Here is a 10,432-nt window from a genome sequence, read left to right as displayed (position 1 = left end):
GAACTGTGCGCCGGTCTTGAAGTCTTCAGAGAAGGCGCACTGAAACACGGAGATCGGTGCCGTTGCAGCCACGTTGGCTGATAGGTGGCGACTATCGAATCGATAGCCTGCTAATTTTCAAGGATGGTCTACCCTCAGATCAGACGTCTGAAACCAGGGGGATATTCCATGCTCGCGCAACTTCCACCGGCCTTACAGAATCTGCAGCTTCCGCTTCGCCTGCGACTCTGGGACGGCCATGAATTCAATCTGGGCCCGACGCCCAGCGTTACCATCGTGGTCAAGGACCCGTCGATGGTGACCCAGTTTACCCATCCAAGTCTTGATGCGCTGGGGGCGGCGTTCGTCGAGGGCAAGCTCGAACTCGAGGGTTCGATCAGCGAGGTCATCCGGGTCTGCGATGAGTTGAGCAACGCGTTGCTCGACGAGGACGAAGACAGTCAGCCGGTGCGAACCGTGCACGACAAGGAAACCGACGCCAAAGCCATTTCCTATCACTACGACCTGTCCAACGCGTTCTATCAGCTGTGGCTGGACAGCGACATGGCGTATTCCTGCGCCTATTTCGAAACCGGCAGCGAAACCCTGGAGCAGGCCCAGCAGGCCAAGTTCCGGCACCTGTGTCGCAAGCTGCGCCTGCAACCGGGTGACTACTTGCTGGATGTGGGTTGCGGTTGGGGCGGTCTGGCGCGTTACGCCGCCCGTGAGTTCGGTGCCAAAGTCTTCGGTATCACCCTGAGCAAGGAACAACTGGCGCTGGCTCGGGAGCGCGTCAAAGCCGAAGGCCTGGAAGACCAGATCGAACTGCAACTGCTCGATTACCGCGATCTGCCGCAGGACGGGCGTTTCGACAAAGTGGTGAGCGTCGGCATGTTTGAGCACGTGGGTCACGCCAACCTGGCCGAGTACTGCAAAACCCTGTTCGGTGCGGTGAAAGAGGGCGGTCTGGTGATGAACCACGGCATCACCGCCAAGCACACCGATGGCCGTCCGGTGGGACGCGGTGCCGGGGACTTCATCGAAAAATATGTGTTCCCCAATGGCGAGCTGCCACACCTGGCGATGATCTCGGCCGAGATCAGCGAGGCCGGTCTGGAGGTCGTCGATGTCGAAAGCCTGCGTCTGCATTACGCGCGCACGCTGGACCACTGGAGCGAGCGGCTGGAGGACAACCTCGAAGCGGCCGGCAAACTGGTGCCGGATCAGGCCCTGCGTATCTGGCGCCTGTACCTGGCCGGTTGCGCCTACGCGTTTGCCCGGGGCTGGATCAATCTGCACCAGATTCTTGCGGTGAAGGCCCACCCCGATGGCAGCCATGAACTGCCGTGGACCCGCGACGACATCTATAACCCTTGAGCTAGAGAATCGGTGAAATCAGCCGGGCGATCCGCATGCCGAGTTGTTGCAGGCGGTGGATCTCCCGGCCTTCTTCCTTGGCAATTTCGTAGGCCTGGGCAAAGTCTTCATTGAGCATCTGTTCCACGTGGCCGGCGAATTCGCTGTCGACCGTCAGCAACATCACTTCGAAATTCAACCGGAACGAACGGTTGTCCAGATTGGCGCTGCCGATGGCGCTGATTTCGCTGTCGACCAACACCACTTTCTGATGCAGGAAACCCGGTTCGTAGCGGAACACCCGCACCCCGGCGCGCACCGCTTCGAACGCGTAAAGGCTCGATGCTGCGTAAACGATGCGGTGATCGGGGCGCGACGGTAGCAGCAATCGCACATCGACACCGCGCAGCACCGCGAGGCGCAATGCGGCGAACACCGCTTCGTCGGGGATGAAGTAAGGGCTGGTGATCCACACACGTTCAGTCGCGGCATGGATGGCTTCGACGAAGAACAGCGAACAGGTTTCGTAGGCATCCGCCGGGCCGCTGGCCAGCAGTTGGCAGAGCACGCCGTCTTCCGGATAGACGTCCGGCAGGATCAGCGGCGGCAGCGTACGTGCGGCCCAGAACCAGTCTTCGGCAAATGACTCCTGCATACACGCGACCACCGGGCCGCGCACCTGAACGTGGGTGTCGCGCCATGGTGCCAGGGGTGGTTTTTCGCCCATGTATTCGTCGCCGACGTTATGCCCGCCAACGAAGCCGATCATTCCGTCGACCACGACGATCTTGCGATGGTTGCGGAAATTCACCTGGAAGCGATTGAGCCAGCCGCTGCGGGTAGCGAACGCTTTAACTTCGACTCCGCCATCGCGCAGGGCCTGCACGTAACTGTGGGGCAGGGCGTGGCTGCCGATGCGGTCGTACAGCAGATGAATCGCGACGCCTTCTGCGGCTTTCTTCAGCAACAGCTCGCGCAGACGCTGGCCGAGGCGATCGTCGTGAATGATGAAAAACTGAATCAGCACGGCTTCCCGAGCCTGGTCGATTGCGTGGAAAATCGCGTCGAACGTGGCGGTGCCGTTGATCAGCAATTGCACTTCATTGTTGGCCAGGCACGGCATGCGGCCCAGCTTCGGCATCGCCCGTAGTGAGTCGTAGGCATTCGAGGCGCGAGCGGTCAGGGCTTCCTCTACCCACGGCCGCCAGTTGAGTTCGGAAACGGCCTGACGCATCTGTTCGTTGGCCTGACGCCGGGCCTTGATATAACCGTCGAAGGTGCTGCGACCGAACACCAGGTAGGGAATGAGGGTGAGATAGGGAATGAAGATCAGCGACAGCGCCCAGGCGATCGAGCCTTGCGCGGTACGGACGGTCAACACCGCATGGATGGCGGCAATCGTGCCCAGACTATGTATCAGAGCGATCAGATAACCGAAGATGTGCGGTCCAAAATAATCCATGGGGCAACCTTGCTCCTGAAGATTCAATGCTTAACAGACCATGTTCCTTTGCGGTTGTCGCTATTTTCTTTTTAGCCATGAAAGCAGGCCATGAACCGAAACAAGCGGCCGGCGTCTAACGGCCACTACTGATCAGGAGTTTTTCAATGAACGTTCGTCTGCTGGGTTTGGCGCTGGGTCTGGGGTTGGCCTTGCCGTTGGTTGCTCAGGCGCAAATGCTGCAGCCGGGGTTGTGGGAAATGACGTCGAGCAACGTAAAGGTCGATGATCAGGCCATGGACGTGCAATCGATCCTCGGCCAGATTCAGGGCCAGATCTCCCCGCAACAGCGGGCGGCGCTGGAGAAGCAAGGGATCAACATCGGTGGCAAAGGCATCCGTGCCTGCCTGACGCCGCAGCAAGTGGCGACCAACGATATTCCGCTGGCAGACCCGCAGTCGGGCTGCAAACAGCAGATCACCGAGCGCAGCGGCAACCAATGGAAATTCCGTTTCAGTTGCCCGCGAGCCTCGGGCACCGGTGTGGCGACGTTCGTCAGCGATCGTGAGTTCACCACCATCGCCAACGGCACGTTCAATGCCATCGGCATCAACCAGAAGGGCAGTCTGGAAACCCGCGCCGTGTGGTTGGGCCAGGATTGCGGCACCGTCAAACCAAGAGCCTGAAAATCGAACCGCCCCCACAACAGTGTGGGGGCGGTTTTTTCTAGCGCATGAACCGCAACGGCAATCCCTGACACCCGTCATGCAGCCGATTGTCGTGCCACGCAACCTGTCCCGACACCAGCGTCGTACTCACCCGATGGCGAAAGCTTCGACGAGCAAACGGCGTCCATCCGCACTGTGACAGGATCGGTTGTCGTGATACCGCGACACCCTCGGGCTCTGGCTGAATCAATACCAGATCCGCCCAATAACCTTCCCTCAAATAACCGCGATCCGGAATGGCAAACAGGTCGGCCACCCGATGGCTGGTCTTCGCTACCAGCGTGGTGATCGGCAGCACGCCATCCGCTACCAGTTCCAACAACGCCGGCAACGCATGTTGCACCAGAGGCAGGCCGGATGGTGCCTGGGCATACGACAGCTGTTTCTCCGCCCAGGTATGCGGAGCGTGATCGCTGCCGATCACATCCAGTCGATTGCTCGACAAGGCCAGACGCAGGGCATCGCGATCAGCCTGGCTTTTGATCGCCGGGTTGCATTTGATCTGGTTGCCGAAGTCCGGATAGTCGCGATCATCGAACAGCAGGTGATGCAGGCAAACCTCCGCCGTGATGCGTTTATGCGCCAGAGGTTTGTCCTCGAACAGTTGCAGTTCCCGGGCGGTGGTCAGGTGCAGCACGTGCAGGCGAGTGCCATGGCGTTTGGCGAGATCCACCGCCAGCGAAGAGGAGCGATAACAGGCCTCTGCATTGCGGATCAATGCATGGGCGTCGGGTGGAAGATGCTCGCCGAACTGCTCGCGCAACCTGACGGCGTTGGCCTCGATGCTCGGCGTGTGTTCGCAATGGGCCAGCAGGATCGTCGGCACCTCGGCGAACAATCGTTCCAGCGTTTTGGGGTCATCAACCAGCATGTTGCCGGTCGACGCCCCCATGAACACTTTGACCCCGGCCACTTCACTTGGATTGAGCGCCGCGACGGTGTCCAGGTTGTCGTGACTGACGCCGAAGTGAAAGCCGTAGTTGGCCACCGAGTTGATCGCCGCTCGACGCTTTTTGTCGGCCAGCGCTTCGAGGGTGAGGGTGGCCGGGTTGGTGTTGGGCATGTCCATGAAACTGGTGATGCCACCGGCCACGGCTGCGCGGGATTCGGTGTAGATGCTGCCTTTGGTTGGCGAGCCCGGCTCACGGAAATGCACCTGGTCGTCGATCATTCCCGGCAACAGCCATTGGCCGTTGGCGTCAATTTCCAGCGTGGCGTTTTCGCCTTCAATGCTGCGGCCGATCTTGACGATGCGACCGTGGCTGACCAGCAGATCGGCGTAGAACTCATGCCCGTCATCAACCAGGCGCGCATTGCGAATCAGCACACTGTTCATGGTTCAGAACTCGTTCTGCAGGGCTTTGTAGCCGCGCACCAGATCGACGTTGGTGCGCGCCACGTCTTCGGAAAACTCCGAAGCGCTGACGCTCACCGGCGGGAATTGCGAAAGGTCGGTGTTCGGGCCGATGCGGGTGGTGGAGGGCACGTAGAACGCATCCGGCAGATCCCGGCCATCGACCACCGAGTTGTGCCGCACCACGCAACCGTTGCCGACCACGCAGTTGAACAGCACGCTGTTGAAGCCGATGAACACCCGGTCGCCGACCTTGCATGGCCCATGCACGATCGAGCGGTGGGCGATGGAGCTGAACTCACCGATGGTCACCGCCGCGCCGGATTTGGAGTGGATCACCACGCCATCCTGGATGTTCGAGTTGGCGCCGATGGTGATCGGCTCCATCTCGCCCGAAGCGTCTACTTCATCGGCGCGAATGACGGCGTAGGGGCCGACGAACACGTTTTCGCCGATCACCACTTTGCCGCAGATGATCGCGGTTTTATCGACGTAGGCAGACTCGGCAATTTGCGGCAGATCGCCGGAAGGATTTTTGCGGATCATGGTTGGCTCAGGGCGTCGTAAAGGGTGTTGAGGTTGTATTCGAAGAGGCCGGTGAACGTGCTGGCCGGACCTGACGCGGCGAGGGCATCGGAGTACAGCGTGCCGCCGATGTGTGCGCCGCTTTCATCGGCAATCTGTTTGAGCAGGCGGGCGTCTTTGATGTTTTCCATGAACACCGCTTTGACCTTGGCCTGGCGGATCTGGGTGATCAGTGCAGCGACTTCGGCGGCGGAAGGTTCGCGCTCGGTGGACAGACCTTGCGGCGCCATGAAGTCGATCCCGTAGGCTTGGCCGAGATAACCGAAGGCGTCGTGGCTGGTGACGATCTTGCGGTTGCCCGGCGGCAGGGAGCCGAGCTTGGCCTTGGCTTCGGCGAGGAGGGCGTAGATCTGTTTCAGGTAGGCCTTGCTGTTGCGTTCGTAGTCGGCTTTGTTCGCTGGGTCGGCGGCGATCAGTGCCTTGGTGATGTTGGCGACATACAGCTCGGTGTTGGCCAGGTTGTGCCAGGCGTGAGGGTCGGGAACGGTTTCGCCATCTTCATCCAGAGAGCGGGGGATCACGCCGTGGCTGGCACTGATGACGGTGGCTTTGGTGTCGGTGCTGGTCACCAGTCGGTCCAGCCATGGCTCGAAGCCCAGTCCGTTTTTCACGATCAGTTTGGCTTTCAGAAGTGCCTTGGCATCGTCGGGCGTCGGTTCGTAGGTGTGGGCGTCGGCGTCGGGACCGACCATGTTGGTGATCTGGATATGCTCGCCGCCGACCTGATGCACCATGTCGGCAAGGATGCTGAAACTGGTGACCACCGGCAGTTTCTCCGCCGCCGACAATGACATCGACAGCATCAGGCTGAACAACACAAGTAGAGCGCGCATCGGGAAACACCTCATTGGGATGTGAGCAAGGGCGGGCGGCGCAGCAGGCCGTGAACCGGCCCGAGCACGACGGACAACAGGTAACCGATGCCCGCGACCAGCACGATGGCCGGGCCGCTGGGCAGCGAGTAGTAGAACGACAGCAACAGACCGAGCCACACCGACAGGCAACCGATGACTGCGGCGATGGCGATCAGGATTGGCAGGCGCCGGCTCCAGAAGCGTGAAGCGGCGGCGGGCAACATCATCAGTCCGACCACCATCAAGGCGCCGATGGCCTGAAAACCGATGACCAGGTTGAGCACCACCAGAGTCAGGAACACGCCGTGGGCGATCGGGCCGAGTCGGCTGACGGTGCGCAGGAACAGTGGATCGAGAGTGTCGAGCAGGAGCGGGCGATAGATCAGCACCATGGCAATCAGACTCAGCAGCGAAACGCCCAACATGCCGTTGAGGGTCGGTCCGTCGACCGCCAGTGCCGAGCCGAACAGCAAGTGCAACAGGTCGAGCCGTTTGCCGGCGATGCCCAGAATCAATACGCCGCTGGCCAGGGAGATCGGGTAGATGGCCGCGAGGCTGGCGTCTTCGCGCAGGCCGGTACGGCGAGTGATCCATGCGGCGAGTCCGGCCATGCTCAGACCGGCGCCGAGGCCGCCGAGGGTCAGCGCGGGAAGACTCAGGCCGGCAAACCAGAAGCCGAGCGCGGCACCGGGAAGGATGCCGTGAGCGACGGCGTCGCCGATCAGGCTCATGCGCCGCAGGATCAGGAACACGCCCAATGGCGCAGTGCTGCACGCCAGCAGCAAACCGCCGAGCAGTGCTCGGCGCATGAACACGAACTCAAGGAACGGTTGCCAGAAATGCGCGGCGGCGTGCATCAGGCCACCTGCACGTTGGGTGTTTGCTGGATCAGTTCGACACTGGGACCGAACACGCAGCCGCTGTTTTTGATCAGCAGCGTTTGTGGAATGTGTTGGCGGACGGCGGCGAGGTCGTGCCCCACCATGACCAGTGTCCGGCCTTGCGCATGCCAGGTATGCAGGTGTTGCCAGAGCAATGCCTGACCCAGTTCATCGAGAGCGGCATGGGGTTCGTCGAGCAGCAGCAAAGGCGTGTCGGCGAGACTCAGTCGAGCGAGCAGGGCGCGTTGCAGTTCACCGCCGGAGAGGGCCATCAACGGGCGCTGTTCAAGGCCACTCAAGTGCCAATCTTCAAGTGCCTGGGTGAGGCGTTGTGCTCGCAATTGCGTTGACAGTCGACGCCCCCAGAAACCGGCGGCTACCAATTCCTGAAGACTGATCGGGAATTGTCGATCCAGGTGCTGCTGTTGGGGGAGGAATGACAAGCCGCTTTGGCGAGGGACGCCTAATGCAACGGCGCCGGCCAAAGGTCTCTGCAGTCCGGCGATGACTTTCAGCAGGCTGCTTTTACCGCTGCCGTTGACACCGATGATGGCGGTCAGGCTGCCGCGTTCCAATTGAAGGCTCAGCGGCGGAGTGAGGGGTTGGCCGGGTGATCCCCAACTCAAGGACTGGAAACGAATCATGCGGTCTCCCGGCGCCAGTGACTTTCTGCGACCGCGTCGTGGGCGTGGAGGCTTTCGGCGTGGATCACGCATAGGTGGAATTCGCGGATGCCGGGTGAGCGACGCAGCGCCAGATTCAGGCGGCGCGCGGCGTCTTCGCAGAACATCAGGTTCTGGCCATTGGCGAGGGCGAAGGCTTGTTCGTCGGCGCGCTTTACGGCGGTTTGCACGGCGGTGCCGAGGGCCGCTTCGGCATCGTTGATGGTCGAGGTCAGTGGCAAACCATCGACGAATTCATCCAGGTGCAGATGCAGTTGCGCGGTGCTGCGTTGGCTGTGGGGCGTTGCGACGATCCCCTGAGTCGAGCCCAGCCAGGCCAGAACCTCGGCATGTTGCAACGGCTTGTTGGCGAAATCGTCGACGAATTGCTGCTGGATCAATTGCCTCGCCAGAGCGGCTGAGCAGGGGCAAGTCGAGGAGTAAGCCACCTCGATTTTCAGTTCCACGTGGAACACTGTGTTTTTCAGAGTGGCTGCAATGGTCACCGGATAGGTTTTCCATCCTGCCAATGGGCTGACCAATGCGGGCCTTCTGAGCAGCAAATCCGTATGGATATTCAAATAGGCGCTGTTGGCCAGGCCTTCATGGCTGTCGAGAAAACGCTGCAAAACCTGGTGCAGAAGTGCGGGATTGAGGTTCTGTTGTTCCAGCCTTTCGAGCGCCAGATACAACCGTGACATGTGAATGCCACGGGCTTCGCCGTCATCGAGGCTGACACCGGCATCGGCTTTTGCTGCCAGGCGTTGGCCTTCGATAAAGACAGGTAGAGCGATGCCACGCATTCCCACCCAATCAAGCGGCAAAGCTTGGCGGGCGGCTTGCGCGGCGATATCCGGCAGCGTCAGCGCATTCATGTTCAGTACCATCGTGTTGATTGAATTTGATGTTACATTATAACAATTCAAATCACGATGCCTTTTTCATGAACGGGCTTTCATATGCACAGACGCCATTTGCTTAACCTGATGTTGGCCAGCGCTGCTTTGGCTTTTCCTTTCAGTGTCAGCGCCACACAAATTCGCAATGCACGCCTCTGGCGTTCGGATGACAAGCTTCGGTTGGTCTTCGATTTGAGCGGGCCAGTGAGCTACAAGACGTTCACACTGAGTGCACCGGATCGTCTGATCATCGATTTGAGTGGTGCCAGTTTGAGTGGCGATTTCAGTCAATTGGCGCTCAGCGAAACGGTTATTCGCAGCATCCGCTCAGGGCATTTTGGAAAGGGTGATACCCGTATCGTTCTGGATTTGAGTCGCCCAGTTCAGATCAATACCTTCCTGCTGGCGCCTCAGGATGGGCAGGGGCATCGCCTGGTTCTGGATCTTTTGAGCGATTCAAAAGTGGCAGCGCCGAGCGTTCCACGTGAAACACCCGGGAAAACCAATCATCCAAAACGAGACATTATTGTCGTGGTCGACCCTGGTCATGGCGGTAAAGACCCTGGTGCAGTCGGTGCAAAAGGTGAGCGTGAGAAAGACGTTGTGCTCTCGATTTCACAGCTGCTCGCGCGTCGCTTGAAGCGGGAAAAAGGCTTCGATGTGAAGCTTGTACGCAACGACGACTTCTTTGTGCCGCTACGCAAGCGCGTTGATATTGCCCGTCAGCACAAGGCCGACATGTTCATTTCGGTGCACGCGGATGCCGCACCGCGCCTGACCGCTTCCGGCGCATCTGTGTATTGCTTGTCTGAAGGTGGCGCGACGTCGGCCACTGCGCGCTTCATGGCACAGCGGGAAAACGGCGCGGATCTGCTCGGTGCAACCAGCCTGCTGAATCTGAAGGACAAGGACCCGATGCTCGCCGGGGTCATCCTCGATATGTCGATGAACGCCACGATCGCCGCCAGTTTGCAGTTAGGCAGCACGGTGCTGGGGAGTCTGGCGGGCATCACCACGCTGCATCAAAAGCGTGTGGAACAAGCAGGATTTGCGGTGCTGAAGTCACCCGATGTGCCGTCGATTCTGGTGGAAACCGGGTTCATTTCCAACGCGCGGGACAGTCAGCGGCTGGTCACGGCACGCCATCAGCAAGCGGTGGCTGATGGATTGTTTGAAGGGTTGCAGCGCTATTTCCAGAAAAACCCACCGGCTGACAGCTACATCGCCTGGCAGCAGGAGCGGCAACAAGCGCGTGTCTAACAGCCCGTGAGTCGGCTGCAGGTGAACTTCCCGGTGCTTCCGCCGGAGCTGGAGAAGCGGTTGATCGTCGTCCAGCCTACCCGGCGGTTGTAGCCGACCCAGGCTTCGCCGTCGGAAGCGATCCCGGTGAAGAACGTCAGTTGCCCGTAAATGCTGTTGGTTTGCGCCCAGTAACGTTGGCCAATCTTCTCGAAACCCCGCAAATAAATCGTCTTGCCGGCGGTGTTGACGCTATAGGCATTGCCATTGGCATCGACACACGCCAGCAGGTTAGCGCTGCGCGTGCAGGTAGCGAGCCCTGGGACTTGTGCCCATACGTCGAAGGCCAGCAAGGCGAGACCGAGGAGTGAGCATTTCAGCGCAGTTTTCATGAGGCGGCTCAAGGGCGAAGTGTTTCCAGCTTCCAGCCCTTTGTCATTTCCGGCAAGAAGAA

Annotated in this window: 11 protein-coding genes; 3 read left to right on the top strand and 8 right to left on the bottom strand. The window is 60.0% G+C overall.

The window, feature by feature from the left end; genetic code table 11:
- The first annotated feature begins 168 nt into the window (after positions 1–168).
- On the top strand, positions 169–1,356 hold the full coding sequence (cfaB, locus tag AC07N4_RS17990; RefSeq protein ID WP_096817081.1) for a C17 cyclopropane fatty acid synthase CfaB: 1,188 nt from the start codon (positions 169–171) through the stop codon (positions 1,354–1,356).
- 1 nt (position 1,357) lies between these two features.
- On the opposite strand, the gene cls is transcribed toward cfaB, so the two are convergent.
- On the bottom strand, positions 1,358–2,797 hold the full coding sequence (cls, locus tag AC07N4_RS17985; protein WP_493065582.1) for a cardiolipin synthase: 1,440 nt from the start codon (positions 2,795–2,797) through the stop codon (positions 1,358–1,360).
- A 146-nt stretch (positions 2,798–2,943) separates the two neighbouring features.
- Between cls and AC07N4_RS17980 the strand changes: the two genes are divergently transcribed.
- A complete protein-coding gene (locus tag AC07N4_RS17980) occupies positions 2,944–3,462 on the top strand; it encodes a DUF3617 domain-containing protein (protein ID WP_493065583.1) in 519 nt (172 codons plus the stop codon).
- A 40-nt stretch (positions 3,463–3,502) separates the two neighbouring features.
- Here the strand turns inward: AC07N4_RS17980 and AC07N4_RS17975 are convergent, their stop codons facing one another.
- Genes AC07N4_RS17975 through folE2 form a run of 6 tightly spaced genes read right to left on the bottom strand, consistent with a single transcriptional unit; the run spans position 3,503 to position 8,715 of the window.
- On the bottom strand, positions 3,503–4,840 hold the full coding sequence (locus AC07N4_RS17975) for a dihydroorotase (protein WP_102620633.1): 1,338 nt from the start codon (positions 4,838–4,840) through the stop codon (positions 3,503–3,505).
- 3 nt (positions 4,841–4,843) lie between these two features.
- A complete protein-coding gene (locus AC07N4_RS17970) occupies positions 4,844–5,404 on the bottom strand; it encodes a gamma carbonic anhydrase family protein (RefSeq protein ID WP_096817088.1) in 561 nt (186 codons plus the stop codon).
- The gene (locus AC07N4_RS17965) at positions 5,401–6,276 is read right to left on the bottom strand and encodes a metal ABC transporter substrate-binding protein (RefSeq protein ID WP_102620634.1); all 876 of its coding nucleotides are present in this window, start codon (positions 6,274–6,276) and stop codon (positions 5,401–5,403) included. The genes AC07N4_RS17970 and AC07N4_RS17965 overlap by 4 nt, the downstream gene beginning before the upstream one ends.
- Before the next feature lie 11 nt (positions 6,277–6,287).
- Positions 6,288–7,154 (bottom strand): metal ABC transporter permease, encoded by an 867-nt coding sequence (locus tag AC07N4_RS17960; protein ID WP_096817091.1) that lies wholly within the window; start codon positions 7,152–7,154, stop codon positions 6,288–6,290.
- The gene (locus AC07N4_RS17955; RefSeq protein WP_493065584.1) at positions 7,154–7,822 is read right to left on the bottom strand and encodes a metal ABC transporter ATP-binding protein; all 669 of its coding nucleotides are present in this window, start codon (positions 7,820–7,822) and stop codon (positions 7,154–7,156) included. The genes AC07N4_RS17960 and AC07N4_RS17955 overlap by 1 nt, the downstream gene beginning before the upstream one ends.
- Positions 7,819–8,715 carry a GTP cyclohydrolase FolE2 gene (gene folE2 / locus AC07N4_RS17950; protein WP_102620637.1) on the bottom strand — a complete coding sequence of 299 codons (897 nt, stop codon included), beginning with the start codon at positions 8,713–8,715 and terminating at the stop codon, positions 7,819–7,821. Before folE2 ends, AC07N4_RS17955 begins: the two co-directional genes overlap by 4 nt.
- A gap of 84 nt (positions 8,716–8,799) precedes the next feature.
- On the opposite strand from folE2, the gene AC07N4_RS17945 reads away from it, so the two are divergent.
- Complete coding sequence (locus AC07N4_RS17945) at positions 8,800–9,999, top strand: N-acetylmuramoyl-L-alanine amidase (RefSeq protein WP_493065585.1); 1,200 nt, start codon at positions 8,800–8,802, stop codon at positions 9,997–9,999.
- On the opposite strand, the gene AC07N4_RS17940 is transcribed toward AC07N4_RS17945, so the two are convergent.
- Positions 9,996–10,370: a glutamine synthetase gene (locus AC07N4_RS17940; RefSeq protein WP_096817097.1), complete on the bottom strand. Its 375-nt coding sequence runs from the start codon at positions 10,368–10,370 to the stop codon at positions 9,996–9,998. The genes AC07N4_RS17945 and AC07N4_RS17940 overlap by 4 nt on opposite strands.
- Between the last annotated feature and the right edge of the window lie 62 nt (positions 10,371–10,432).

The organism is Pseudomonas sp. GW821-FHT09E04, assembly GCF_059416185.1.
The sequence above is the reverse complement of the archived record's forward strand: the minus strand, read 5'-3'. Positions and strand labels throughout refer to the sequence as shown.

Coding starts and splice junctions, on each gene's coding strand:
- AC07N4_RS17960 (WP_096817091.1), bottom strand. CDS start 7,154: ATGCACGCCGCCGCGCATTTCTGGCAACCGTTCCTTGAGTTCGTGTTC.
- AC07N4_RS17955 (WP_493065584.1), bottom strand. CDS start 7,822: ATGATTCGTTTCCAGTCCTTGAGTTGGGGATCACCCGGCCAACCCCTC.
- AC07N4_RS17975 (WP_102620633.1), bottom strand. CDS start 4,840: ATGAACAGTGTGCTGATTCGCAATGCGCGCCTGGTTGATGACGGGCAT.
- AC07N4_RS17980 (WP_493065583.1), top strand. CDS start 2,944: ATGAACGTTCGTCTGCTGGGTTTGGCGCTGGGTCTGGGGTTGGCCTTG.
- cfaB (WP_096817081.1), top strand. CDS start 169: ATGCTCGCGCAACTTCCACCGGCCTTACAGAATCTGCAGCTTCCGCTT.
- AC07N4_RS17940 (WP_096817097.1), bottom strand. CDS start 10,370: ATGAAAACTGCGCTGAAATGCTCACTCCTCGGTCTCGCCTTGCTGGCC.
- AC07N4_RS17965 (WP_102620634.1), bottom strand. CDS start 6,276: ATGCGCGCTCTACTTGTGTTGTTCAGCCTGATGCTGTCGATGTCATTG.
- cls (WP_493065582.1), bottom strand. CDS start 2,797: ATGGATTATTTTGGACCGCACATCTTCGGTTATCTGATCGCTCTGATA.
- folE2 (WP_102620637.1), bottom strand. CDS start 8,715: ATGAATGCGCTGACGCTGCCGGATATCGCCGCGCAAGCCGCCCGCCAA.
- AC07N4_RS17945 (WP_493065585.1), top strand. CDS start 8,800: ATGCACAGACGCCATTTGCTTAACCTGATGTTGGCCAGCGCTGCTTTG.
- AC07N4_RS17970 (WP_096817088.1), bottom strand. CDS start 5,404: ATGATCCGCAAAAATCCTTCCGGCGATCTGCCGCAAATTGCCGAGTCT.